Source organism: Cryobacterium sp. N19, assembly GCF_002929595.1.
Lineage (GTDB): Bacteria > Actinomycetota > Actinomycetes > Actinomycetales > Microbacteriaceae > Cryobacterium > Cryobacterium flavum.
This window is the reverse complement of the sequence record NZ_PJJR01000053.1, coordinates 402,459-428,683: the sequence shown is the minus strand read 5'-3', so window position 1 is coordinate 428,683 and position 26,225 is coordinate 402,459. Positions and strand designations below refer to the sequence as shown.

Here is a 26,225-nt window from a genome sequence, read left to right as displayed (position 1 = left end):
GAAGAAATCATGACTATCCCCACATTCGGTGGAACGGCCTACAGCTCGATGGGCGGCTCGACCAAGAACGCTCCTGAATCTCGCTACATTCTCCCCACCTTCGAAGAGCGCACCGCCTACGGCTACAAGCGCCAGGACCCTTACGCCAAGCTGTTCGAAGACCGCATCATCTTTCTCGGTGTGCAGGTCGACGACGCCTCGGCCGATGACGTCATGGCCCAGCTCCTCGTGCTCGAGAGTCAGGACCCCGACCGCGACATCACCATGTACATCAACTCGCCCGGCGGTTCGTTCACCGCTATGACGGCGATCTACGACACCATGCAGTACATTCGCCCGCACGTGATGACCGTGTGCCTCGGCCAGGCGGCATCCGCTGCCGCAGTGCTGCTTGCCGGTGGTACAGCGGGCAAGCGTCTCGCCCTGCCGAACGCGCGCATCCTCATTCACCAGCCCTCGGTTGGTGGCCAGGGCGGCGGCCAGGCCTCGGACATCGAGATTCAGGCAGCCGAGATTCTGCGCATGCGCGTTTGGCTTGAAGAGACCCTCGCTCACCACTCCAACCGGAGCGTGGAGCAAGTCAACAAGGACATTGACCGCGACAAGATCATGAGCGCGGCCGAGGCCCTCGAATACGGCCTGATCGACCAGGTTCTGACCAGCCGCAAAAACCTTCCGATGCTGGTCAAATAGCCTGTGACCTGAACCGGTACGACCGGCGCGTCGCCTGCGGGCGGCGCGCCGTTTCGGTTTATGGCGTGCTGCACGTAACTGTCACACGCACAGGCTAGGCTCAATTGCAGCGAGACCAATGGAGGAGGCTGACATGGCCCGAATCGGTGAAAGTGCCGACCTGCTCAAATGTTCCTTCTGCGGAAAGAGCCAGAAGCAGGTGCAACAGCTCATCGCCGGCCCCGGCGTGTACATCTGCGACGAATGCGTCGAGCTGTGCAACGAAATCATCGAAGAGCGACTGGCTGAAGCCGGCTCTGAAGCCATCGCCGGCGAGTTCGACCTCCCCAAGCCCAAAGAAATCTTCGGCTTCCTCGAGGAATACGTCATCGGGCAAGAACCCGCCAAGCGTGCCCTCGCCGTCGCCGTGTACAACCACTACAAGCGCGTGCGGTCACGAGCCACGCTCACCGCCGCTGAGGCCATTCACGACGACGTTGAGATCGCCAAGTCCAACATCCTGCTGATCGGCCCCACCGGCTGCGGCAAAACCTATCTCGCCCAGACTCTGGCCAAGCGCCTCAACGTCCCCTTCGCCGTAGCGGATGCGACGGCCCTCACCGAAGCTGGCTACGTCGGTGAAGACGTCGAGAACATTCTGCTGAAGCTCATTCAGGCCGCCGACTACGACGTCAAGCGGGCCGAGACCGGCATCATCTACATCGACGAGATCGACAAGATCGCGCGCAAGGCCGAGAACCCGTCCATCACCCGCGACGTGTCGGGCGAGGGCGTGCAGCAGGCGCTGCTGAAGATTCTCGAGGGCACCATCGCGTCGGTCCCCCCGCAGGGCGGGCGCAAGCATCCGCATCAAGAGTTCATTCAAATCGACACCACGAACGTGCTGTTCATCGTGGCCGGTGCGTTCGCCGGGCTCGAAGACATCATCTCGTCCCGCGCCGGCAAGAAGGGCATCGGCTTCGGGGCACCCCTGCACATCAAGGGCGACGACATCAACCTGTTCAGCGAAGTGCTGCCCGAAGACCTGCACAAATTCGGGCTGATCCCCGAGTTCATCGGCCGACTTCCCGTCGTCACGACCGTCACCCAGCTCGACCAGGTGGCCCTCATGCAGATTCTGACCGTTCCCAAGAACGCCCTGGTGCGTCAGTACCAGCGCATGTTCGAACTCGACGGGGTGGAGCTCGAGTTCGAGCAGCCGGCCCTCGAGGCCATCGCCGACCTCGCCGTGCTGCGCAAGACCGGTGCCCGTGGGCTGCGAGCCATCCTCGAAGAGGTACTCGGCCCGGTCATGTTCGAGGTGCCGTCCAGCACCGACGTGGAGCGGGTCATCATCACCCGCGACACCGTGCTGAACAACGCTCCGGCGGAGATGGTGCTGCACAAGACCCGCCAGGTCAAGTCCGCCTAGCAGCGTACGCGTTCAGGTGCGTCAACCTCCGGGTTGAGCGAGGCCGGCACTGTCCTGCCGCCGCGGTGGGCAGGGCATAGTGCATTCGGTGTGTGTGCCGTAGTCTGCGGGGGTGCTCAGTCGACATTTGAGGTGTTGCGGCGTATCTGGCTGACCTCGAATCGGGTACGCACGACGATGCCGGCCGTGGTGCGTTCGATACTGAGCGCGGCAAGAGTTGCGGCGAGGGCCAGCAGCGCTCCGGCTGCCTCAAGACTCTCCTCAACGCCCAGCAGGACGTGGTATTCGAGGCTCGCACGAGCGAGGTCATCCTGGCGCCCGCCAACGATGTACCCGCTGAGTGCTTCGATTCCGACCGCGCCGAGCAGGTAGATCGTGCCCGCGACGATGAGCCGCCGCCGAAGACGGCGGTCAAGTCGTCGAGCAATCCACAACACCACCAGGCCAGCGGAAATGGCGAGCGGCACCCCGAGGGTGAGCCACGCGAACGTGAACGACGAACCGAGATTGAACCGGGCCAGCTTCTCATGCAGCTGGGCGATCTCATCGGCAGACATCTCAAGTGCGACAGCGCCGAGGAGGAAGTACGGCAGCGCGGCCCTGCCCTCGTGTCGTGCGGTGAATCCGACGACGCCGAGGGCGACGCCGACGCCCGCCAGGAGAAGGCCGGAAATCCAGGCCCACAGGTTGGCTTCACCATCGGCGTAGAGCAGAATCGCCGTTCCGCTCAGAAGAGCCCAGCCCGGTGCGGAGCTGTCGATGTTCTCGCGGATGAAATGCAGCACCAGTCCGGCCAGCAGTATCCCGGCCAAAACGATGGCGGCGATCCACAAGAAGCGCCGCCGGCCCGCGCCCTGGCGTGACGGTTCCGGAGTGTCCATGGTCATGGAGCTTACGGCCAGACCGAGCCGGGCACATCCTCAATCCTGAGGGTGCAGGGTTCACCTGCAGGCCCTAGTTGAGGCCGCGGCGGTCGAGCAGCGGCTGCAGCTCGGCATCGCGGCCGCGCCAGTGCCGGTAGGCCTCCAGCGGGTCCTTGGTGCCGCCGACTCCGAGAAGTCGGTCCCGAAAACGATCACCATTGGCACGAGTGAGGCCGCCGTTCTCCTTGAACCATTCCACGGTGTCGGCGTCGAGGACTTCACTCCAGATGTAGGAGTAGTACCCGGCGTCGTACCCGCCCGAGAAGGTGTGGGCGAAGTAGGTGCTGGCGTAGCGGGTGGGAACTGCGGGGTTGTCGAGACCGACGGAAGCGAGGGCATCCGCTTCGAACCTGGCAACGTCAGTGACGGTCGTGTCGGCATCGATCCGGTGCCAGGCCTGGTCGAGCAGCGCTGCGGCCAGGTATTCACTGGTGAGGAAGCCCTCATTGAAAGCCCACGACGCCTGGATGCGGTCAACGAGCTGCTGCGGCATCGCCTCACCGGTCTGGTAGTGGCGAGCGTAGTTGGCCAGCACCTCGGGCCAGAGCATCCACATTTCGTTGACCTGGCTGGGAAACTCGACGAAGTCGCGGTACACATTGGTGCCGGAGAACTTGGGGTAGGTGGCCCGGGCGAGCAGGCCGTGCAGGGCATGGCCGAATTCGTGGAATAGGGTCGTGACCTGGTCGTAGGTGAGCAGGGTCGGCTGCCCGGCGGCAGGCTTGGAAACATTGAGGTTGTTACAGACCACGGTCGTCTCGGTGCCGAGCAGGGTGGACTGCGCGACCAGGGCGTTCATCCAGGCCCCGCCACGCTTGGAATCGCGGGTGTAGAAATCGCCGATGTACAGCCCGAGGGCCGAGCCATCTTCGGTCGTGACCTCGAACACCCGCGATTCGGGGTGCCAGCCGACCAGATCGGGCCGAGCGGTGAAGGTGAGGCCATAGAGCTGGTGGGCCGCGTAGAAGACCCCGTTGGCCAGCACGCTCTCGAGCTCGAAATAGGGACGCATGGCGGCAGTGTCGACGTCGTACTTGGCCCGGCGTACCTTCTCGGTGTAGAACGCCCAATCCCAGGCGGCCAGCTCGAAACCGCCGCCCTCGGCGTCGATCACGGCTTGCAGGTCGGCCTGCTCCACGCTGGCATTGCGGGCAGCGGCCGGCGCGAGACGCCCGAGCAGATCCCAGACCGCGCCGGGAGTCTTGGCGGTCTCATCGGCGGTCACGTAGGCGGCGTGGCTGTCGAACCCGAGCAGGCGGGCGCGCTGGGCCCGCAGGTGGGTGATCTCGATCACGAGCGGCCGGTTGTCGCTCGCAGTTCCCGCATCATCTGAGCGGATGCCGCGGGCCCGGCTCGCTGCCAGCAGCCGTTCGCGCACCCCGCGGTTGGTGAGGCTCGCCAGGTAGGGGTGCGAGGTGGGCAGCACGAGGCTGATCAGGTACTTACCGTCGAGCTGGCGTTCCCGCGCAGCCTCCGCGGCGGCCGAGATCTCGCCATCGCTGAGCCCGTCGAGCTCGGCCAGGTCGGCAATGACGAGGGCGAGCTCGTTGGTGTCGGCCAGCAGGTTCTTTTCAAACCGGGTGGTGAGGGTCGACAGCCGCGAGTTGAGATCACGCAGAGACTGCTTATCGTCGTCGCTCAGGCCGGCCCCGGCCAGTGTGAACTCGGTGAAGTACCGGTCGAGCAGGTAGAGCGACTCGGCATCGAGTTCGAGATCGGAGCGCTGGGCATGCAGAGCGGCGATGCGGGCATACAGGGCGGGGTCGAGCCTCATGGCATCGGCGTGGGCGGCCAGCAGCGGCGCAAGTTCTTCTTCGAGGTCGTTGGTGAAGTCGCTGGAGTCGGAGGAGCTCTTGTTGAAGAAGACCTCGGCCACCCGCGACAGCGTCTGCCCGCTGCGCTCGAGCGCGACAAGCGTGTTTTCGGAGGTGGGGGCATCCGCTGTGTGGGTGATTGCCCCGACCTCCGCGAGCTGCTCGGTCATGCCCTGCAGAAAAGCCGGGCGGTAGTGCTCGTCACTGATCGACGCGAACGGCGGCAGCTGGTAGGGCAGAGTACTGCGGGCGAAAAAGGGATTGTTCACGGTGGAAGCCATGCCTCCACCCTAGCCAAACCCGCCGGCCCGGCCCGGTCACCGGCTGCGCGTAGGATCTCACCATGACCCACCTGACCGGCAGTTCAGAGTCCGCTCCACGTGACGAATACACCCACGGGCACCATGAGAGCGTGCTGCGCTCGCATACCTGGCGCACGGTCGCGAACTCGGCGGCCTACCTCATTCCAGAATTGCAGGCCGGGAGCGTGCTGCTCGATGTGGGCTGCGGCCCCGGCACGATCACGGTCGATCTGGCCCATCGGCTCGCTCCGGGCCGCGTGGTCGGCATCGACGCGTCGAGCGATATCGTCGCGCGCGCGACCGGCCTGGCCGCCGATGAGGGGGTACACAACGCGAGTTTCCAGGTCGGGGACGTCTACGCACTCGCCTGGCCCGATGCGACGTTCGATATCGTGCACGCCCACCAGGTGCTGCAGCACCTGGCCGACCCGGTCGCGGCGATGGCCGAGATTCGCCGGGTGCTCAAGCCGGGCGGCGTGTTCGCCGCCCGCGACGTCGACTACGGCGGAGTCATGATCGCACCGAACATCGACGGCCTGGTCGACTGGATGCGGGTCTACCGCGAGGTGCACTCCTGGAACGGCGGTGACCCCGATGCCGGTAGGTCGCTGAAGGCCTGGGCCCGGCGGGCCGGATTCACCGCGGTGACCAGCAGCGCATCCATCTGGTGCTTCGCGTCGGATGCGGAGCGCGAGTGGTGGGGCGAATCGTGGGCGGTGCGAGTGACCGAATCAAGTTTTGCAGCGCACGCTATCGAGTCGGGGGTGGTGGACCTCGCCGATCTCAAACGGATGGCCGTGGGCTGGCGCGAGTGGGTACGCGACCCCAACGGCTGGTTCGGCATGCCGCACGGCGAGATTCTGGCCCGAGCCTGACGCGAGGCCGCGAATCAGGGGAGGCGGGGCCACTCGGCGCGCACCGCACTCAGCGCGTCGTCGAGACTGACCCCGCGCCGCTGCAGGGCGTGCACGAAGCGTCGAGCGCTGGCCCGGGATTCGTCGTCGAGGCCCTGATCGGCGCGAACCCGGGTGCCGCTGCCACGGCTGGTTGAGATAAGCCCGGCCGCTTCCAGCGCCGCGTAAGCGCGCGCGATGGTGCCGGTCGCCACGCGCAGATCGGCCGCGAGCTGGCGCACCGACGGCAGGCGCTGGTCGGCCGCAAGTGTTCCGGCCCGGATCTGATCCGCCAGCTGCGTGCGAATCTGTTCGAACGGAGGTGTGGGGTGCTCGTCGTCGAGGGTGATCATGCGCGGGCGGTCATGACTCGCGAGCGGATGCCGCATCCACTGCCGGGGTGCCGACGGCGGCAACCCGGCCGAGTGGCTGCCTGGTCGCATCAAGAATAGACAGGATGACCAGAACCCCGCCGAGCAGAGCGACCACCAGCCCGGCGATGACCTCGGTGAGGCCGATGGCGGCGGCCGGCTGCACGGAGGAGAGAGCAACCCCGCCCGGGGCGAAGACGGTCGCGGCGTTGCTGGTGGTCCAGCCGGCGAACAGCAGAACGCCCCCGAAGTACAGAAACAGCGCTCCGGAACTGAGCTGCATGACCACCCGCGTGGCCAGAATGCGCACGGCACGATCGAGGTCGCTGAATTGTTCGGAGCGTGCGGCCGAGGCGATGCGGCCGAGCGCGAACAGAGTCGCTGCGGCGAGCAGCACAGTCAGGCCGATCAGCGGCAGACCGTAGTACCAGCCCGGGTACGGGCCCGCGGTGCTGGACCCGATAGTGATCGAACGAAAGGCGCCGTCCGGCTGTGGGCTGGAGGCCAGGCCGGCGATGATCGCGAAGGCGACCACGGTGGCTGCGGCAGTCAGCGGCAGCAGGAAGCCCCAGGCCGGGCCGTAGCTCCACACGCGTCGCGGCATCAGGTCGGCCGAGCGGCGGCTGGCGCGGTCGGTGACGATCCTGGTGGGGCAGAGCGCGAAGACCAGCAGTCCGAGTGTCGCGGCGAGGCCGGGTGCAATCATCAGCGGCAGGCCGTACCAGCCGGGGTGGGCCTGGTTGACCAGGTCGAGCGCCCAGAGCACCACGCCGCCGGCCGCGAGGGCGCTGATGTTGCGCACTATGATCGAGCGGGCGAACCGGCGCGCTCTGACCGTGCCAATGTTGTCAACCGTCACGACCAGGCCAGCCAGGCGTTTGCGGCTGCCCACCCGAACAACCCCGACAACGATGAAGACGAGGACGAAGTAAAGGAGAAAGAGCACGCTGGCCACCTTTCGTGTATCACTAGGATAATACACAGACGGTAGCATGTGTATCACCGAGAGGCTACACGGGCGAAGCTAGATCCATTCCTCGTCGTCGTCATCGTCGGTGGTCGACGGCTGCGTGATGGTGGCGCTGTCGTCCACCGGGTTGTAGCGGATGATGGTGCCATCGTCGAGCTCGATCACCGGCTTGGACTCCAGCCAGGTCAGCGTCCAACGCCAGGTGCTGGTGTCGACGGCGAGAGCTGTGGAGTCTTCCTCGACGGCGCGCACGGCGATTTCGACAACGTGCGGAAGACCGGTCGGCAGGGTGCCGCCGAGGGTCCACCGGGTACCCAGTTGCATGGTCTAGACGTCGATTTCGTAGGTGACCCAGTCGGTACGCGTGCCAAGCTGGTCATAGAGCACCTGCGCGGTCGCGTTGTCGGCCGCGGTCAGCAGCTGAACCTGGGCGAGTTTGTGCTGTCGGGCGTAGTCCTTGGTGAACTCCATCAACTGGGTGCCGACGCCTTGGCCGCGGGCGTCCTCGGCGACGTAGAGGTCGTCCAGGAACAGTGCGAGGTCACCGCTGAGCGTGCGCGGCACGCTGCGGTAGTGCGCGAAGCCCACGAAGTCACCGTCGTCGTTGACCGCGACGGCGCCGTCGAGCTCGTTGTTCGCGTCGATGATCCAGCTCCAGACCTGCAGGGCTTTCTGATCGGTTAGTTCGCTCTCGTAGAACGCGCTGTAGCCCTCGAACAGGCCCAGCCAGGCGAAAAAGTCTTTATCGCCCAGCGGGCGCACGGTTACGGACATCTGGTCTCCTAGCTTTCCAACACGGTGGCGAACACGATATCGGTCACAGCGAGTTCGCTGCCGTCGACAAAGGTTAGTTCTTGAATCCGACCGACCGCTTTGAGATCAGCGGCGGCCAGGGTGAGCAGTGCGATTTCGGCGGGTGTACCGCATATTACTGCGGAATCCACCTCGGACTTCTGCGACGCTTTCGCATCAGTCTTGGCACGACGGATACCGGTCAGCGCCCGGCTGGCCAAATCAAGCAGGGCGATGTTGCCGGTGGCGACCTCGTCGCTGCCGAGCAGGTCGGCCGCGATCGGCCACGGAGCGGTGTGCACCGAGCCCGCGTTCGACCACGACCACGCCTCTTCGGTCGCGAACGGAACAAACGGTGCGAACAGGCGCAGCAGGGTGGCCAGCGCGGTGCGCAGCGCGGCAACAGCGGATGCCTGCGCCGGGCCGGGCTCGCCGTAGGCGCGTTCCTTCACCAGTTCGAGGTAGTCGTCGCAGAAGGTCCAGAAGAAGCTTTCCGTGGTTTCCAGGGCGCGCGCGTGGTCGTAGTTCTCGAACGCGGTCGTGACCTGGGCGACTACGGCGGTGAGACCGGCGAGCATGCTCTGGTCGACCGGCTCGGTGATCGGGGCATCGATGCTGCCGGCAGACATGAAGACGAACTTGCTCGCGTTGAGAATCTTGATGGCCAGGCGTCGGCCGATCTTGATCTGCGTCGGGTTCTGCGGGTCGAAGGCCGCGTCGGTGCCTAGGCGAGAGGATGCGGCCCAATAGCGCACCGCGTCGGAGCCGTGCTTTTCGAGCATGTCGGCCGGGGTGACCACGTTGCCCTTCGACTTCGACATCTTCTTGCGGTCGGGGTCCACGATGAAGCCGCTGAGCGCGGCGTGCTGCCATGGGGACGTGCCGTGCTGCTGCTCGGCGCGCAGCAGGGTGGAGAACAACCAGGTGCGAATGATGTCCTGGCCCTGCGGGCGAAGCGAGTACGGGAAGACCAGCTTGAACAGCTCCGGGTCGCGTTCCCAGCCGCCGGCGAGCTGCGGGGTGAGCGAGGAGGTGGCCCAGGTGTCCATGACGTCGACCTCACCGACGAAGCCGCCGGCCTGGCCGCGCTGGCTTTCGGTGTAGCCGGGTGCGGCATCCGATGACGGGTCCACCGGCAGCAGGTCGCGGGTGGCGACGATCGGCTGGTCGAAGACGGGGTTGGCGTCGGCGTCGAGCGGGTACCAGACCGGCAGCGGCACGCCGAAGAAACGCTGGCGGGAGACGAGCCAGTCGCCGGTGAGACCGTTGACCCAGTTCTCGTAGCGCACCTTCATGAATTCGGGGTGCCAGGCCAGCTCGGTGCCGTGCTCGAGCAGGCGCGAGCGCAGCTTCTCGTCGCGAGCACCGTTGCGGATATACCACTGCCGGGTGGAAACGATTTCGAGCGGCTTGTCGCCCTTTTCGAAGAACTTCACCGCGTGCACGATCGGTTTCGGGTCACCGATCAGGTCGCCGCTGGCTTTCAACAGCTCGACCACGGCGGCCTTCGCGCCGAACACGGTCTTGCCAGCGAGTTGCGCATACGCTGCACGCCCGGCTTCGGAGGTGATCGCCTCTGGCACGTCGGCAATGATTCGGCCGTCGAAGCCCATGATCGCACGATTGGGCAGGTCGAGCTCGCGCCACCAGACCACGTCGGTCACATCGCCGAAGGTGCAGATCATGGCGATGCCTGACCCCTTGTCCTTCTGGGCGAGGTGGTGGGCGAGTACCGGAACCTCGACACCGAACACGGGGGTCGTCACCGTGGTGCCGAACAGGTGCTTGTAGCGTTCGTCATCCGGATGCGCCACCAGGGCCACGCAGGCCGGCATCAGTTCGGGACGGGTCGTCTCGATCTCGATCGTCGTTCCGTCGGGCTTTGCGAACGACACCCGGTGGTATGCGGCCGGCATGTCTTTGTCTTCGAGTTCGGCCTGGGCCACCGCGGTGCGAAAGGTGACGTCCCAGAGGGTGGGCGCCATGGCCTGGTAGGCCTCGCCTCGTTCGACGTTGCCGAGAAAGGCGAGCTGTGAGGTGAACAGGGCTTCCGGGCCGATGGTGCGGTAGGTCTGGGTCCAGTCGACACTCAGACCGAGGGTGCGCCAGAGGGCTTCGAACTGCTTCTCATCTTCTTTGGTGAGGGTTTCGCACAGCTCGATGAAGTTGCGGCGGCTGATGGGCAGCTGATCGGCAGCCTTGGTGCTCTTGCCGTCGCCACCCTCGAACGGCGGCACGAAGTTCTCGGTGTAGCCAAGCGATGGGTCGCAGCGCACGCCGTAGTAGTTCTGCACGCGCCTCTCGGTGGGCAGGCCGTTGTCGTCCCAGCCCATCGGGTAGAAGACGTTCTTGCCGCGCATCCGCTGAAACCGGGCGACGACGTCGGTGTGGGTGTAGGAGAACACGTGCCCGATGTGCAGCGAACCGGAGGCGGTCGGCGGGGGAGTGTCGATCGAGTAGATCGTTTCGCGGGTGGCGTTCTCCCGGGCGAAGCGGTAGGTTCCATCGGTGTCCCAGCGGGATTCCCACTTGGCTTCGAGCCCTTCGAGGGCGGGCTTTTCGGGAACGTTGGATGCGGGGGCGCGATCGGTGTTGGTCATACTTCTCCGGTTCGGTATTCGGCACCGTGTCGATGGTGAGGTGCCTCGTGTGCCCATCTAATCTACCTGATCGGTTCTTTTCCCCCGAACGGGGGCTTCCGGTACGGCTTGTCGGCGTGGGCTCAGGCCGACAAACGGGGCACGGCGGCGAGCAGCTGTACTGAATACGGATGCTGCGGCTCGGCAAACACGCGCAGCGCTGGACCGAGCTCCACGATGCGGCCCGCACGCATGACCGCGATCTGATCGCTGACGTGCGCCACGACACCGAGGTCGTGTGAGATGAAGACGAGGCTGAGCCCGCGTTCCCGCTGGACGTCGTCGAGCAGGTCGAGCACCTGGGCCTGCACGGTCACGTCGAGCGAGGAGACCGGTTCGTCGCAGATGAGAATCTGGGGCTTCCCGGCCAGGGCACGGGCGATACCGACCCGCTGCCGCTGCCCGCCGGAGAGCTCGAGCGGACGTCGGAGCAGCACCGTGGCGGCGAGGCCGACCTCGTCGAGCAGGGTCGCGAGCCGCGCCGTCGTCTGCGGCGTGAGGCGCTGTCGGCCAAGGCTCAGGGCGTCACTGAGGATCTCGGCGACGCTCCAGCGCGGATCGAACGAGCCGAGGGCATCCTGATAGATCGCCCCAACGCCGGGGCGCAGAGCACGCCGCGTCTTCTCGCGGGCCGTGCTCCAGGGCTGGCCGAACACCCGAACCTCGCCGTGCTCCGGCGTGAGGAGCGCGAGCAGAAGTCGCGCCGTCGTGGTCTTGCCGGAGCCGGATTCGCCCACAATTCCGAGGGTGCTGCCGCGGGGCAGGGCGAACGAGACCGTATCCACGGCGAGCTGCCGGGTACCGTCGGGGTGTCGAAAACTCTTGGACAGGCCGATGGCTTCGAGCACGATGGTGTTGTCGGCGGGAGTCTTTCGAACAGAGTCGATCGCGGTATCGGGAATGTTCGGGGTGTCGGCCTCGCTCAGCCTCGTGCCGCGCGGCTTGTCGGCGGGGATCGCGGCGACCATGCGCCGGGTCTGTTCCTGCTCGGGCCACCCCAAAACCCGCTCGGTACGGCCGGTCTCCACCAGCACGCCATCGTGCAGGACTGCTACCCGGTGCGCGATGCGGCTGACCACAGCGAGGTCATGACTGATCAGCAGCACAGCGGTACCGGCACCGGTGATCTGCTCGAGCAGCGCCAGGATCTGGGCCTGAACGGTCACATCGAGGGCCGTCGTCGGTTCGTCGGCAATGAGCAGCGGCGGGCTCAGCGCTATCGCCGCGGCAATCAGGGCGCGTTGGCGTTCCCCGCCGGAAAGCTGCCCGGAGAGCTTCTGCACCTGCAACTCGGGGTCTGGCAGACCGACGGCGTCGAGCAACTCGAGCACCCGCTCTGCCCGCGCGGAGGCGCCGAGACCGGTGTGCAGACGGAGGGAGTCGGCGATCTCCCGGCCGATCGGTCGCAGCGGGTCGAGCGAGACCAGGGCATCCTGCAGCACCAGTCCGACGTCCTTGCCGCGGCGGGCCTGCCAGGCAGGCTCGGTCAGGCCGAGCACGCTGTGGCCGCCGAGCTCGAGCCGGTCGGCGCTGACCCGGGCGTTCGCACCGGCCAGACCGAGCAGGCTGCGGGCGGTCACGCTCTTTCCCGAGCCGGATTCGCCGACGATGGCGAGGCACTCGCCCGGCGCGATATCGAAGGATACGCCCCGGACAACCGGTGCGGCTGCGCCGAATCCCACCCGCAGATTACGTACGGACAACGCGGCAGCGCGCTCACTCCGAGATGTGTCGCCGTTCCGGCGTGCCGCGCTCGTGTCTGCCTCGCTCATGCGTGCCTCATTCGACGGTCGATGCTGCGGCCGAGCACAGTGGCGGTGACGGCGGTCAGCACGATGAACAGACCGGGAAAGAAGCTCATCCACCAGGCCGACGTGATGTAGGTGCGTCCGGCCGAGAGCATGGCGCCCCATTCCGCGGTCGGTGGTTCGGCTCCGAGCCCGAGGTAGCTGAGAGTGGCAGCCCAGACGATGGCCTGGCCGATGCCGAGGGTCGCGAGCACGAACAGGGGAGCAAGGGTGTTCGGCAGGATGTGGCGCAGCAGAATCTGCCAGCGGGTGCGTCCGAGCACGGTCGCGGCCTCGACGAAGGCAGCGGAGCGCACCGAGATCAGCTGGGCCCGAATAATGCGGGCATACCCGGGCGCGGTCGACAGCCCGACGGCGATCGTGGCGGTCGCCACGCCGGGGCCGAAGATCAGGATGAACAGCAGGGCCAGGAGCAGTCCGGGAAAAGCGAACAGCACCTCGAGAACTCGGTTCACGGTGAAGTCAACGACGCGGCCGAGCATTCCGGCCAGGGTGCCCAGCACGATGCCGAGCCCCAATCCGATCGCGGTGGCGGCGGCGCCGATCAGGAGCGAGTACTGGGTGCCGTGAACGACCCGGGTGTAGATGTCTCGACCCGATTCATCGGTGCCGAAGCCGTGCGCGCCGGAAGGCGGCTGAAAGGCCGAAAGTGGGTCGATGCCGAGCGGGTCGCCCGGGGCGAGCAGCTGCGGCACCACGGCCGATGCCAGCAGGAACAGGGCGAGCACTGCGGCCGCTGTCTCGGCGACGCCGAAGCGTCGTCGTCGACCAGACTGTGCCGCCCGGTCGGGCTGGCCGGCCTGCGCGGCCAGCCCGACCTGCACCTCCAGGTCGCTCATGAGAGGCGCAATCGGGGATCGACCAAGCGACTGACGGTATCCGTCAGCAGGGTCATGAGAATGTAGGCGACCGCGACGATCATCACGACGCCGATCACCACGGGAACGTCACGCAGGGTGACCGCGTTCAGCAGGGTGCGGCCGAGGCCGGGGCGAGCGAAAATGGTTTCGACCACGACCGCGCCGCTGATCAACGAGCCGAAGGCCCAGCCGGACAGGCTGATCGCGGGCAGGGAGGCGTGGCGTAGCGCGTGGATCCAGCGCACGCCGCTCTCGCTTTCGCCGCGGGCACGGGCCGAGAGCACGAACGGGCTCTCCAGGGCGCGGAGCAGGGATTCGCGCATGATCTGGCCGAGAAATCCGGCCAGCGGTATGGCCAGGGTGAGTACCGGCAGCACCAGGCCGAGGGCGCCGCCGGTGCTGATCGGCGGCAGCACGCCGAGCCAGATGCTGAACACGACGATGAGCGAGGTGGCCAGCCAGAAATGCGGCAGCGCTGCCGCGACGATTTCGAGCGCCGACCCCACCCGGGAGGCGATCCGGCCGCTCTGGGTAGACCAGGTCGCCAGGGCGAGGGCGAGCAGCCAGGCCAGGGCCAGAGCGAGCACGGCCAGCAGCAGGGTGCCGCCGAGCTGGCTCAGCATGAGCGACCCGACGTCCTGGTTGAGGGCGTAGGACCGGCCCAGGTCGCCGGTTGCGAGCCGGCCGAGCTGGGCGAAATACTGCACGATCACGGGCTGGTCAAAGCCGTACTCGGCGTTGACCGCGCCGAGGGCTTCCGGGGAAGCCTGCGATCCGGGGCCGCCGAGCACGGCCTGGGCCGGGTCGCCCGGAATAAGGCGCACCGCGAAGAAGGTGACGGACGCCACCGCCCACAGCACGAAGATCGCTCCGCCCAGGCGGGCGAGCACGCGTCTCAGCAGGCGGAGCACAGGCATCCGCAGCACGGCCCGGCGTCGACCGGGAGCGCTGCCAGAGGCCGGTCGAACCGACCCCGCCCCGGGCCGATCGGGCGGCGCTACCGGTTCAGCCACGTGTCGTAGAGCGTGGGCACGGCCACGGTCGGCAGGGTGCGCAAGCCTATGACATCGCTGCGCAGCAGGTAGTGGTTCTGCTGGTCGTAGAGCGGCAAGATGTAGAAACCCTCCAGAATGCGGTTCTGGGCGTCGGCGTAGAGCGAGGCGCGCTCGGCGACATCCGTGGTGCGCGCCGCGGTCGTCAGCAGCTCGTCGATGGCGGGGTCATTGACCTGGGCCAGGTTGGCGAAGTACCCGCTCGGCGCTGGCACGATACTGGCGGAGTGGTACAGAATGCGCAGCACGTCGGGGCCGACCTTGGTGTACGGCGCGCTCACCGCGTCATAGTCGTTACTGGCGAGGGCGGCGTACCAGCTCGAGAGGTCCATCGGGGCCAGCTTGACCTCGAAGCCGGTCTCCTTCGCCGTGGCCTGAATCTGTTCGAACACGCTCTGCTCGGCCGGGATCGACTGGTTCGTGCTCACCGGAAACTCCACGCTCAGCCGCACGCCGTCTTTGATGCGGTAGCCGTCGGCATCCGTTTGGCCCCAGCCGGCCGCCTGGAGCAGCGTAACGGCGGCGGCCGGGTCGTAGTCGAACAGTGCGGGGTTCGAGACGGCGGTGCTCTCTGCGCTCGACAGGGCCGAATACGACCGGGTGGCGGTGCCCTGGAAGAGGCTCGAGACGGCGTCGTCGACGTTGGCTGAGCGGATGAACGCCTCACGAACGCGCACATCGTTGAAGGGGGCCTGACCCGAGTTCAGTTCAATGCGGTTGGAGGCACCGGGTCGCGGAGAGTCGAGCTGCTCGATCGAATCGCTCTGCTTCGCCTGCACGATGGTGTCGGGCTGGGCGTTGTCGATCACGTCGACCTCACCGGACTGCAGGGCGGCGTAGCGGGAGGCGGAGTCGGGGATGAACCGCCAGATGACCTTGTCGAGGTAGGCGGGGCCGGCGTGGGCGGCATCCGCTGGTGGGGAGACGTAGTCGTCATTGCGCACGAGGGTGATCGCGTTCTGCTTCACCCAGCTGTCCACGAGGAACGGGCCGGTGCCGACCGGGCTCGCGCAGTTCTCGTCCTGGCTGCGCTCGAGTGCGGTCGGCGATTCCATGGCGAGCCAGGTCTGGGAGAGCGATTCCAGCAGGGCGCTGTCCGGTTCGCTGAGGGTGAAGCGCACCACGGTGGGGGAGACCGCTTCGGTGCCGGTGACCTTACCGAGCCCGAGATAGCCGGTCGACGACAGGGTTGTCGGGTCTTGCAGGTGGGCGATATTGGCCTGCACGGCCGCCGCGTCGAACACGGTGCCGTCGGTGAAGGTCACATCAGAGCGCAGGGTGAAGTCCCAGGTCAGGCCGTCCTCGCTCGGGATCCAGGACTCGGCCAGCCAGGGGATGATCGTGCCGGCGGTGTCCCGGGAAACGAGGGATTCCAGGTATTGGGCGCTGACCAGCGCCTGAGGAAAGTTGCCGCCGACGTGCGGGTCGAGGCAGGTCGGTTCGGCGTCGCCCGAGGCATAGGTGAGCGTGCCGCCGGTTTTCGGTTCCCCGACCGGTTCGTTCGAGCCGGCCGGGGTGCAGCCGGCGACGAGCAAGCCCAGGGCAATGATGCCGGTGGTGGCGGCGAGCAGACGACGGGTGCGCCAGGGGTGCCGAAAGGGCATGAAGAATCTCTTTTCCCGGCGGATGCGCGCCGAGTTTGCGTTCACAGGTATGCCTTGCGGGGCACCCCTCAACGTTAGGCTACGTCGGGCCAACGGGGGACAGTCATTACGCGCATCCGTTCTTCTGCCGACATATCAGTCACGAGCATTCATCCGGTACGATTAAAACGAATGACAGTGACCCGGCCATCACCGGGAAGTCTTCGGAAGAACAGTTGGAAGCCCTCGGGCAGCCAGCTCAGTAGAACCGAACGAGTCGGGCCCGTTACAGCCTGTGAACAAGCGGTCATCCGGCAGTTTCGGGTGGCAAGCGAGGTGGTACCGCGGCGATTTCTCCAGAATCGTTCGTCCTCGTGGAGCAGGGCGCCCAGTGACCCGTCCCGGTAGGAGAAGCATTTTGTACCCCAAGAGCCGCAATACCCAAAACGGTGCCACACCCGGCGAAGCCATCGTTCCGTCGCCGAATTTTCCGGCCGTCGAGACCGAGGTGCTGGAATTCTGGAAGAACGACGACACCTTCCAGGCCTCCATCGACCAACGCGCCGGCGCCGAGGAATGGACCTTCTACGACGGCCCGCCGTTCGCCAACGGTCTGCCGCACTACGGCCACCTGCTCACCGGCTACGCCAAGGACCTGTTCCCCCGTTTTCAGACCATGCGCGGCAAGCAGGTGCACCGCCGGTTCGGCTGGGACACCCACGGTCTTCCCGCTGAGCTGGAGGCGGAGCGCAAACTCGGCATCACGGACAAAAGCCAGATCGAAGAGATGGGCCTCGCCGCGTTCAACGCGGTCGCCCGCGAGTCGGTGCTGGAATACACCAAAGACTGGGAAGAGTACGTCACCCGCCAGGCCCGCTGGGTTGACTTCGAGAACGACTACAAGACCCTCGACATCACCTTCATGGAATCGGTAATCTGGGCGTTCAAACAGCTGCACACCAAGGGCCTCGCCTACGAGGGCTACCGAGTGCTGCCGTACTGCTGGCGCGACCAGACCCCGCTGTCCAACCACGAACTGCGCATGGACGACGACGTCTATAAGATGCGCCAGGACCAGACCGTCACCGTGACCTTCCCGCTGATCGGCGCCAAGGCGGAGACGCTCGGCCTCACCGCCGTGCGCGCCCTGGCCTGGACCACGACCCCGTGGACCCTGCCGACGAACTTCGCGCTCGCCGTTGGCCCCGAGATTGTCTACGCCGTCGTTCCGGCCGGCCCGAACGGCACGCCCGACGCCGAGGTGCTGCGCGAAGGCACCGATACCGCAGCGACTGTGCTCGGTGCCGAATACCTCATCGCCATCGATCTGGTCGGCAACTACGCGAAGGACCTGGGCTACGAGAGTGCCGCCGAGGCATCCGCTGCCGTGTCGCGCACAATTATCGGCAGCGAGCTCGAGGGCGTCAGCTACGACCGCCTGTTCGATTATTACGCCGACGAGTCGGTCTGGGGCACGCAGAATGCGTGGCGCATCCTCGTGGCCGACTACGTCACCACGAGCGACGGTACCGGCATCGTGCACCAGGCTCCCGCTTACGGCGAGGAGGACCAGAAGATCGGTGAGGCCGCCGGCATCCCGGTGATCCTCTCGCTCGACGACGGCGGCAAGTTCCTCAGCGACGTTCCCGACGTCGCCGGAGCGCTCTGGAGCGACGCCAACAAGCCGCTCACCGCGCTGCTCAAGGCCAACGGCCGGCTGCTGCGCCAGGCCAGCTACGAGCACTCCTACCCGCACTGCTGGCGCTGCCGCAACCCGCTCATCTATAAGGCCGTCTCGAGCTGGTTCGTGCGCGTCACCGACTTTCGCCCGCGCATGGTCGAGCTCAACCAACAGGTGAACTGGGTACCCGAGAACGTGAAGGACGGCCAGTTCGGCAAGTGGATTGGCAACGCCCGCGACTGGTCGATCAGCCGCAACCGTTACTGGGGCTCACCGATCCCGGTCTGGAAGAGCGACAACCCCGATTACCCCCGAACGGATGTCTACGGCTCGCTCGACGAGTTGGCCGCCGATTTCGGGGTGCGCCCCACCGACCTGCACCGCCCTTACATCGACGAACTGACCCGTCCGAACCCGGACGACCCCACCGGCCAGTCGACGATGCGCCGCATCACGGACGTGCTCGACGTCTGGTTCGACTCCGGATCGATGCCGTTCGCCCAGGTGCACTACCCGTTCGAGAATCGGGAATGGTTCGAAGCGCACAACCCGGCCGACTTCATCGTGGAGTACATCGGACAGACTCGCGGCTGGTTCTACCTGCTGCACGTGCTCTCCACCGCCCTGTTCGACCGGCCGGCCTTCAAGAACGTGGTCAGCCACGGCATCGTGCTCGGCAACGACGGCCAGAAGATGTCGAAGTCGCTGCGCAACTATCCCGACGTCAATGAGGTCTTCGATCGCGACGGCGCCGACGCCATGCGCTGGTTCCTGATGAGCTCGCCGGTACTGCGCGGTGGCAACCTGGTCGTCACCGAGGAAGGCATTCGAGAGGGTGCTCGCCAGGTCATGCTGCCGCTCTGGAGCACGTACTACTTCTTCACCCTGTACGCGAACGCCTCGGGTACTGACGGTGCCACCGGCTATGAGGCCACCTGGCGCACCGATTCGACCGACGTGCTCGACCGCTACCTTCTGGCCAAGACCCGGGACCTGATCGTCGGCGTCACGGCCGACCTCGAAGCACTCGACAGCACGGTCGCCGCGGCGCGCCTGCGCGACTTCGCCGACGTGCTCACCAACTGGTACGTGCGCCGGTCGCGCGACCGGTTCTGGGGTGGCGCGGCTTTCGGTGCCACCGAGCACGAAGCCTTCGACACCCTGTACACCGTGCTCGAAACCGTCTGCCGGGTGACCGCGCCGCTGCTGCCCCTCGTCACCGAGCGCATCTGGCAGGGCCTCACCGGCGGTCGCAGCGTGCACCTCGAAGACTGGCCGGACGCCACCCTGTTTCCCGCCGACGAGACCCTCGTCACGGCGATGGACCAGGTGCGCCTGATCAGCAGCACCGTGCTCTCGCTGCGCAAGCAGGCCGGCCTGCGCGTGCGCCTGCCGTTGACCAACCTCACCGTCGTCACCGGCAACACCGCGGCGCTCGGAGCCTTCAGCAGCATCCTGCGCGACGAACTCAACGTGAAGACGGTCACCCTGATCGAGCTCGAAGACGACAGTGCCGCTGCATACGGAGTCACGAGCAAGCTCGTCGTGAACGCCCGCGCCGCCGGTCCGCGCCTCGGCAAGCAGGTGCAGCAGGTCATCAAGGCCGCCCGCGCCGGCGACTGGAGCGAGACCGACGGCCGTGTCACGGCCGGCGGCATCGTCCTGGAACCGAGCGAGTACGAGCTGACCCTCGAGGCGAACAGTGACGCCGACGACGGCGGAGCCGCACTCGCCCTGCTGCCCGGCGGCGGATTCACGCTGCTCGCCACGAATACCACGTCTGAACTCGAGGCTGAGGGGTTCGCCCGTGACCTGATTCGCGCCGTGCAGGACACCCGCAAGTCGGCCGGTTTTCAGGTGAGCGACCGCATCCGTCTCGATCTGGTCTTTCAGAGCGAAGCGGATGCCGATTCGTTCGACCTCGCCCTCGGCGTCGACGTCGCGGCGGAAACTCTCGCCACGAGTTTCACAACGCACCGCCCGTCAACCGGCGAATTCTCGGCCGAGCTGCCGTCGGAGTGGCTGGAAGCCCGGGTCGGCGCGCCCGTCGAGCACTACGTCCGCTTTGAAGCCGACCACTATGTCAATCTGGGCGCCGTCATCGTGGCCGTCGCACGCGTGAACGGAGCAATCCTTGTCTGACAACGACAATCCCACTGACGACACCGCTGACTGGAAGAACATCACCGGTCGCGGCGACGACGAGGAGCCGATGAATCAGCCGGCCCCGCTCGACGCCTTCCGCGAAGCCGGAGACGCCGTCTTCGCCGAGCTTCTGCAGCGGGTGGGGGAGGCCCAGCCGCAGCCGCGCCTGGCGCCCACCCGGCGTGCCCTCGACTTTCTCGGCGACCCGCAGGGCTCGTATCCGATCATTCACGTGGCCGGCACCAACGGTAAAACCAGCACGAGCCGCCTGGTCGAGAGCATCGTGCGGGCGTACGGGCTGCGCACCGGCCTGCTGACCAGCCCGCACCTGGTGCGTCTGAACGAGCGCATCGTCATTGACGGCGAACCGATCAGTGACCAGATCCTGGCCGCGAACTGGGCCGATATCAAGCCCTACCTGCAACTCGTCGACACAGAACTCGAAGCTGCCGGGGATGTCCCGCTGACCTTCTTCGAAGCGCTGACCGTGCTGGCCTTCGCCTGCTTCGCCGACGCACCGGTCGACGTGGCCGTGATCGAGGTCGGCATGGGCGGTGAGTGGGATTCCACCAACGTCGCCGACGGCCAGGTCGCGGTGTTTACCCCGATCGCGCTCGACCACACGCTGCGCCTTGGCAACACCGTCGCCGAGATCGCCCGCACCAAGAGCGGCATCATCAAGCCGGCGGCATCCGTTGTCTCCGCGGCGCAAAGCGCCGACGTGCGGGCCGAGCTGGATCGTGCGGCAAAACTGAGCGAGTCGACCCTGGCCCACGAGAATGAAGGCTTTGAACTGCTTTCGAGCACCGTGGCCGTTGGCGGCCAGGTCATCTCGGTGCGCGGTCTGGCCGGCACCTACACCGAATTGTTCCTGCCGCTCTACGGTACCCATCAGGCGCAGAACGCCGCGGTGGCCATCGCCGCCGTCGAATCGTTCCTCGGCGCTGGCAGCCAGGCCCTGGTCGGTGACCTGCTCGCCGAGGGCCTCGCCACGGCGACCTCGCCCGGCCGCCTGCAACTCGTCGGCATTGAACCGACGGTGCTCGTGGATGCCGCGCATAACCCGCACGGAGCGATGGCCCTCGCCGCCGCGCTCGAGGCCTACTTCGACTTTGACGAGATCGCCGTGGTCGTTGGAGTCCTCGCCGACAAGGACGCCGAGGGCATCGTCGCGGCGCTCGCCCCTCAGGTCGACCGCTTCTACGTCACGGAGCCGCACTCCGAGCGGGCCGTGCGCATGGACGACCTGGCCGACAACATCGCCGAGTGGACCAGCGACGAGGTCACCTTCCGCTTCGACGATCTGGCCGCTGCGCTCGAGAGCGCCCGCGAGTGGGCGGCCGAGGCGCCCAAACGCGCTGTGCTGGTCACCGGCTCGATCGTGCTCGTCGGCGAAGCGATCACGCTCGCCGCCGCCGGGGAATGGATGGAGAAGTGAGCCTCGTGGCCGACGGCGCTGACGAGTCTGGCGCAGGCAGGTCCGGCGCAGGCCGGCCTCGCCGGTCGTCGGGGCCGCGCTCGGTGAAACGGTCGCTCGCCACGATTTTGCTCGGCTTCGAGACGATCGTTGTCTTTCTCGGTGCCGTCGTCACCCTGGGTCTCGTGTCGGTGGCGACCGAACCCACACCGGTCTCGCCGCTGGCCGTCATCATCGGAGGCGTGTTGCTCGTGCTGGCCATGGTCGGCCTGATCGGACTGCTCCGCTACAGCTGGTCCTACCCGATCGGCTGGGCGCTGCAGGCGATCATCATCGCCACCGGGTTCGTCACCCCGGCCATGTTTTTTGTCGGCGCCCTCTTTGCCGCCATGTGGGCCTACTGCATGATCACCGGCTCTCGAATAGATCACACGAATCCAGATCAACCCAAGGAGATTGCATGAACACCCCGATCGAAGAAACCCTCGTCTTGGTCAAGCCCGACGGCGTTGCGCGCAACCTGACCGGCGAGATTTTGCGCCGCATCGAGGCCAAGGGCTATTCCCTGGTTGACCTGAAGCTGGTTGAACCCGACCGCTCGCTGCTGGCCGCGCACTACGCCGAGCACGAGGGCAAGCCGTTCTTCGAACCCCTCGTCGAATTCATGGAAAGCGGCCCCATCGTCGCTTTCCGCATTGCAGGCAACCGCGTCATCGAGGGTTTCCGAGCCCTGGCCGGTACCACCGACCCGACAACTGCAGCTCCCGGCACCATTCGCGGTGACCTCGGTCGTGACTGGGGTTCGAAGGTTCAGCAGAACCTCGTGCATGGCTCCGATTCGCCCGAATCCGCCGCTCGCGAGCTCGCGCTCTGGTTCGACTAACCAGAGCGTCACGAAAGGCCCCGTCTCGTTTTCGAGGCGGGGCCATTCTGGTTTCGCAACTAAAGGCGGTTGAGCACGTCCATGTTGACCTGCGCCACGATGAAGAACACGATGTAGCAGACGATCGTGATGACGAAGATCCAGGAATACGCGGCTCCGGCGAACCGGCGAACGGATGCCCCGCCCGGCAGATTCCCGACCTTGAAGTTGTAGAGGGTCACGGCCAGAAAAGCCGGAATGGTCACCGCCCAGGTCACCATGCACCATGGGCACAGCACATCGAGCACGAAAATGCTCTGGCCGATCAACCAGATCACGAATATGATCGCGGCGAGCATACCGATGTTGAAGCCCACCCAGAACCAGCGGGCGAATCGGGCCCCGGCCAGAATGGCCACGCCGATCGTGATGACCACGCTCCAGGCGGCGAGTCCGATCAGCGGGTTCGGAAAGCCGAGGATGGCGCCCTGTGGGGAGGCGAGATTGGTCGCGCAGCCGATGAGAACGCTGAAGCTGCAGCTCAGTTGAGCGTTCTTGTCTTCCAGCAGGTGGAGCTTGTCGAGCGTGAGCGCGAATGCCGCTGTAAACGCGATGATCCCGGCGATGATCAGGAAAATAGCCAGGCCGGTTGGACGCTGAGAACGCTCTGTCGTTGGCACTCTTGTGATTATGCCACTCGCGCTGCACGGCTTTGTGCGATTACATGCGATAATCGTGGGTAGTCGTTGAGCCGCGCTCAAGCAGACGCCACTGAGCTTAATGAGTCTTAATGAGTACAGAGCTTGCCTGGGCAACAGTCGCCCGGAATTAGGGTCCCACGATCCGAAGTATTTGCAGCCAGAGCACAGTCCCCGAGCACAGTTTCGACCAAGACCGGGGGGCAAAGCCGGTTGCCGCAGTAAAAAATTCGCGGGGTTTTCACGAAGGTGACAACCTCGCACGAGAGAGTAACCGGTGGGTGGCGCGGTCATCCACAGCGGTCAAGGAGCGCACCAGTGATGGTGGAAGACAACGAAAACAAGAAACGCAAGAGCCTGTTCGGCACTCGCAAATCAACCCGGAAGGCGCCGGTCACCCGGTCGACCGCCGCCCCAGCAGCCGAGGCACCCGCAACGCCGGTCGTCGCCGAGCCAGAGCCCGCCAGGGTCACCATCGCGGAGTACAACAACGTCACCGGAGCGCAGCAGATGACCGACGTCACGCCCGATCTCGCCGCCGACGACAAGGCGACAGCACCCGTGCGCCGGTCGTTCTCCCTGCTGTTCCAGGCGCCGGAGATCCTGCCGATGCCGGCGCGCACCGGCATCCGCCAGTCGCATCAGGACGATGACGACGACGAAGAAGAAACCACGACGGTTCGTCGTCGTGCCCGTCGTCGCACCGGCGACGAGAGCCGCTCAGGCACCGACGACCCGGCCAACACCGTCGTCAAGGTGCGCGCCCCGCGCGAACCCGAGCTCATCACCGAACCCCAGCGCATCAAGGGATCCACACGGCTTGAAGCCAAGAAGCAGCGCCGCCGCGACGGCCGTGATGCCGGGCGCCGTCGCCCGGTCATTACCGAGGCCGAGTTCCTCGCCCGCCGCGAGTCCGTCGACCGTCTCATGGTCGTGCGCGCCAAGCACAACAAGATCCAGATCGGCGTCCTCGAAGACGGCGTGCTGGTCGAGCACTACGTGGCCAAGAATCAGGACGCCTCGCTCATCGGCAACGTCTACCTCGGCCGGGTGCAGAACGTGCTCCCGAGCATGGAAGCCGCGTTCGTCGACATCGGACGCGGCCGCAACGCCGTGCTCTACTCCGGTGAGGTCGACTGGGACGCTGCCGCCGAGAACTCCGGCAGCAGCAACCAGGCCCGCCGCATCGAGCTGGCCCTCAAGCCCGGCGACAAGGTCCTTGTGCAGGTCACGAAGGACCCGATCGGTCACAAGGGCGCCCGCCTCACCAGCCAGGTGTCCCTGCCTGGCCGCTACCTCGTTTACGTGCCCAACGGTTCGATGAACGGCATCAGCCGTAAGCTCCCCGACACCGAGCGTGCGCGCCTGAAGAAGATCCTCAAGGAGGTTCTGCCCGACAATGTCGGAGTCATCGTGCGCACCGCCGCCGAGGGCGCCACCGACGAGCAGCTCACCGTCGACGTCAACCGACTGCGCGAACAGTGGGCGCACATCGCGGAGCAGGTCGAATCGGCCCAGGCCCCCGCCGAGCTGCACAGCGAGCCCGACCTGCTGGTCAAGATCGTGCGCGATGTTTTCAACGAAGATTTCCAGCGGATGGTCGTGGCCGGCCCCGACGTGCGCGCCACTATTGAGACCTACCTCAGCCAGGTAGCTCCCGACCTGCTCGAGCGCGTTGAAACCTACGAGGGCGAGGTCGACGCGTTCGACGAGTTCCGCATCTCGGAGCAGATCGAGAAGGCTCTCGACCGCAAGGTCTGGCTGCCGTCCGGCGGGTCCCTCGTGATCGACCGCACCGAGGCCATGACCGTCGTCGACGTCAACACCGGCAAGTTCGTCGGCAGCGGCGGCAACCTCGAAGAGACCGTCACCAAAAACAACCTCGAAGCGGCCGAGGAGATCGTGCGCCAGCTGCGCCTGCGCGACATTGGCGGCATCATTGTGGTCGACTTCATCGACATGGTGCTCGAATCGAACCGCGACCTCGTGTCGCGTCGGCTGATCGAATGCCTCAGCCGCGACCGCACCAAGCACCAGGTGGCCGAGGTCACCTCGCTCGGACTCGTGCAGATGACCCGTAAGAAGCTCGGCCTCGGACTGCTGGAGTCGTTCAGTGAAAACTGCGAGGCCTGCGCAGGTCGCGGCATCATCGTGCACCACGACCCGGTGATCAAGCACCGCCAGACCGCGCAGCCGCCGCAGGAGCGCCGACCGCGCGCCAAGGCCGGCAGCTCCGCCCCCAATAACAGTGGCGGCAGCAACGCCTCCAGCACTGGCGGCTCCGGCAGCAACCGGGACAACGGGCACAACTCGGGTCAGCGCGACAGCGCTTTTGACGCGCCGAAGAGCGGCCAGGGCACCCACGGCATCACCGAGGACGCCAAGCAGGCTCTCGCGCTGATCGCCGCGCGCACCATCACCCGCACCGGCTCGATCTCGATCATTCCGCTCGAAAGCAGGGAAGCGGACGCTGACGCAGCGACCTTAGCGCCGGTCACGACCGAATCTGCCCACACCGATTCAGCCGGTACTGAGCAGGTCGGTACCGAGCAGGTCGGCACCGTGCAGGTTGGCACCGAGCACGCCGACGCCGAGCACGCCGACACGGCGAACGTCGAGCAGGCCGGACCGGCAGGCGCCGAACCGGTGAGCACCGAGCGTTCACGCGGTCGGCAGTCGCGGTCGCGCNCCGAGCGTTCACGCGGTCGGCAGTCGCGGTCGCGCGGCCAGAACGGGCGCACCCAGCAGTCGCGGTCCGAGCAGGCCCGCGCCCGCCAGGCCAGCACGGAACTGGCCAACGCGCAGCAGGCCAACACGCAGCAGGCCGGCACGGAACCGTCGAGCACGCAGCAGGCCGAGCCCGAGGCATCCGCTGCCCCCGTCACTGAGCAGTTCGTCGCGACGAAAGCAACGGATACCGCACCCCGCACCCGCGGTGGGCGCAGCACCCTCGCAGCCGGAGCGCCGACCGTTTCAACACCGATCGTGCCGACCCCCGCCCCCGACACATCGGAGTCTGTTGACATCCTCGACATTCCGGTGAAGAAGTCCACACGCACCACCCGGCGCCCCAGCAAGCAGGTCACCGACCAGCTGCTGGATTCGGTGCTCGACTCGCTGCCGGAACCGAAACTTCCCGGTCAGGGACGCGCGCGCAGCCGTCGCGTCACGACCGCCGGCGGTTCCGCCGGCCAGGCCATTTTGACCGCGACCGGTTCGGCGACCTCCGCGTCGACGTCCAGCCAGCCGCCGCACGGCGACTAGGCCCAAACAGAAGTTAGACGGTAACGCAATCGGCGGGCAGCTCCCTC

General features: G+C 66.3%; 20 protein-coding genes. 8 read left to right on the top strand and 12 right to left on the bottom strand.

Going from position 1 to position 26,225, the window contains the following annotated elements:
* Positions 1 to 9: 9 nt before the first annotated feature.
* Complete coding sequence (locus tag CXY78_RS17810) at positions 10 to 693, top strand: ATP-dependent Clp protease proteolytic subunit (protein ID WP_092339947.1); 684 nt, start codon at positions 10 to 12, stop codon at positions 691 to 693.
* Between the two features lie 133 nt (positions 694 to 826).
* On the top strand, positions 827 to 2,104 hold the full coding sequence (gene clpX / locus CXY78_RS17805) for an ATP-dependent Clp protease ATP-binding subunit ClpX (protein ID WP_092340195.1): 1,278 nt from the start codon (positions 827 to 829) through the stop codon (positions 2,102 to 2,104).
* Positions 2,105 to 2,220: 116 nt separating this feature from the next.
* On the opposite strand, the gene CXY78_RS17800 is transcribed toward clpX, so the two are convergent.
* Together CXY78_RS17800 and CXY78_RS17795 are read right to left on the bottom strand one after the other, a co-directional pair.
* Positions 2,221 to 2,985, bottom strand: coding sequence for a hypothetical protein (locus CXY78_RS17800; protein ID WP_140425733.1), 765 nt, complete (start codon positions 2,983 to 2,985; stop codon positions 2,221 to 2,223).
* Between the two features lie 73 nt (positions 2,986 to 3,058).
* Complete coding sequence (locus CXY78_RS17795; RefSeq protein WP_104090467.1) at positions 3,059 to 5,122, bottom strand: M3 family metallopeptidase; 2,064 nt, start codon at positions 5,120 to 5,122, stop codon at positions 3,059 to 3,061.
* A gap of 62 nt (positions 5,123 to 5,184) precedes the next feature.
* Between CXY78_RS17795 and CXY78_RS17790 the strand changes: the two genes are divergently transcribed.
* The gene (locus CXY78_RS17790) at positions 5,185 to 6,018 is read left to right on the top strand and encodes a methyltransferase domain-containing protein (RefSeq protein WP_104090465.1); all 834 of its coding nucleotides are present in this window, start codon (positions 5,185 to 5,187) and stop codon (positions 6,016 to 6,018) included.
* Positions 6,019 to 6,032: 14 nt separating this feature from the next.
* Here the strand turns inward: CXY78_RS17790 and CXY78_RS17785 are convergent, their stop codons facing one another.
* The 9 genes from CXY78_RS17785 to CXY78_RS17745 all read right to left on the bottom strand — a co-directional run bounded on the left by CXY78_RS17785 (position 6,033) and on the right by CXY78_RS17745 (position 16,132).
* A complete protein-coding gene (locus CXY78_RS17785) occupies positions 6,033 to 6,425 on the bottom strand; it encodes a GntR family transcriptional regulator (RefSeq protein ID WP_233197303.1) in 393 nt (130 codons plus the stop codon).
* Positions 6,400 to 7,353 carry a hypothetical protein gene (locus CXY78_RS17780; protein ID WP_140425732.1) on the bottom strand — a complete coding sequence of 318 codons (954 nt, stop codon included), beginning with the start codon at positions 7,351 to 7,353 and terminating at the stop codon, positions 6,400 to 6,402. Before CXY78_RS17780 ends, CXY78_RS17785 begins: the two co-directional genes overlap by 26 nt.
* A gap of 78 nt (positions 7,354 to 7,431) precedes the next feature.
* The gene (locus CXY78_RS17775; RefSeq protein ID WP_104090462.1) at positions 7,432 to 7,701 is read right to left on the bottom strand and encodes a hypothetical protein; all 270 of its coding nucleotides are present in this window, start codon (positions 7,699 to 7,701) and stop codon (positions 7,432 to 7,434) included.
* Between the two features lie 3 nt (positions 7,702 to 7,704).
* The gene (locus CXY78_RS17770) at positions 7,705 to 8,151 is read right to left on the bottom strand and encodes a GNAT family N-acetyltransferase (protein WP_104090461.1); all 447 of its coding nucleotides are present in this window, start codon (positions 8,149 to 8,151) and stop codon (positions 7,705 to 7,707) included.
* A gap of 8 nt (positions 8,152 to 8,159) precedes the next feature.
* Positions 8,160 to 10,769 (bottom strand): valine--tRNA ligase, encoded by a 2,610-nt coding sequence (gene valS / locus CXY78_RS17765; protein ID WP_104090459.1) that lies wholly within the window; start codon positions 10,767 to 10,769, stop codon positions 8,160 to 8,162.
* A gap of 122 nt (positions 10,770 to 10,891) precedes the next feature.
* Positions 10,892 to 12,580, bottom strand: a complete 1,689-nt coding sequence (locus tag CXY78_RS17760; protein ID WP_199182634.1) for an ABC transporter ATP-binding protein — start codon at positions 12,578 to 12,580, stop codon at positions 10,892 to 10,894.
* On the bottom strand, positions 12,577 to 13,455 hold the full coding sequence (locus CXY78_RS17755; protein ID WP_092339957.1) for an ABC transporter permease: 879 nt from the start codon (positions 13,453 to 13,455) through the stop codon (positions 12,577 to 12,579). Before CXY78_RS17755 ends, CXY78_RS17760 begins: the two co-directional genes overlap by 4 nt.
* Complete coding sequence (locus CXY78_RS17750; RefSeq protein WP_104090456.1) at positions 13,452 to 14,393, bottom strand: ABC transporter permease; 942 nt, start codon at positions 14,391 to 14,393, stop codon at positions 13,452 to 13,454. The genes CXY78_RS17755 and CXY78_RS17750 overlap by 4 nt, the downstream gene beginning before the upstream one ends.
* 80 nt (positions 14,394 to 14,473) lie before the next feature.
* Positions 14,474 to 16,132 (bottom strand): ABC transporter substrate-binding protein, encoded by a 1,659-nt coding sequence (locus CXY78_RS17745; RefSeq protein ID WP_092339959.1) that lies wholly within the window; start codon positions 16,130 to 16,132, stop codon positions 14,474 to 14,476.
* Between the two features lie 394 nt (positions 16,133 to 16,526).
* Between CXY78_RS17745 and ileS the strand changes: the two genes are divergently transcribed.
* The 4 genes from ileS to ndk all read left to right on the top strand — a co-directional run bounded on the left by ileS (position 16,527) and on the right by ndk (position 22,237).
* Complete coding sequence (gene ileS / locus CXY78_RS17740; RefSeq protein WP_104090543.1) at positions 16,527 to 19,934, top strand: isoleucine--tRNA ligase; 3,408 nt, start codon at positions 16,527 to 16,529, stop codon at positions 19,932 to 19,934.
* 70 nt (positions 19,935 to 20,004) lie between these two features.
* The gene (locus tag CXY78_RS17735) at positions 20,005 to 21,375 is read left to right on the top strand and encodes a folylpolyglutamate synthase/dihydrofolate synthase family protein (RefSeq protein ID WP_092340197.1); all 1,371 of its coding nucleotides are present in this window, start codon (positions 20,005 to 20,007) and stop codon (positions 21,373 to 21,375) included.
* On the top strand, positions 21,372 to 21,818 hold the full coding sequence (locus CXY78_RS17730; protein ID WP_233197305.1) for a DUF4233 domain-containing protein: 447 nt from the start codon (positions 21,372 to 21,374) through the stop codon (positions 21,816 to 21,818). The genes CXY78_RS17735 and CXY78_RS17730 overlap by 4 nt, the downstream gene beginning before the upstream one ends.
* Positions 21,815 to 22,237: a nucleoside-diphosphate kinase gene (gene ndk, locus CXY78_RS17725; protein ID WP_092339961.1), complete on the top strand. Its 423-nt coding sequence runs from the start codon at positions 21,815 to 21,817 to the stop codon at positions 22,235 to 22,237. The genes CXY78_RS17730 and ndk overlap by 4 nt, the downstream gene beginning before the upstream one ends.
* A 59-nt stretch (positions 22,238 to 22,296) precedes the next feature.
* On the opposite strand, the gene CXY78_RS17720 is transcribed toward ndk, so the two are convergent.
* Positions 22,297 to 22,896 (bottom strand): vitamin K epoxide reductase family protein, encoded by a 600-nt coding sequence (locus CXY78_RS17720; RefSeq protein ID WP_233206231.1) that lies wholly within the window; start codon positions 22,894 to 22,896, stop codon positions 22,297 to 22,299.
* 339 nt (positions 22,897 to 23,235) lie between these two features.
* Here CXY78_RS17720 and CXY78_RS17715 point away from each other — a divergent pair, with 339 nt between their 5' ends.
* Positions 23,236 to 26,178, top strand: a complete 2,943-nt coding sequence (locus CXY78_RS17715; protein WP_369827348.1) for an Rne/Rng family ribonuclease — start codon at positions 23,236 to 23,238, stop codon at positions 26,176 to 26,178.
* Positions 26,179 to 26,225 lie beyond the last annotated feature (47 nt).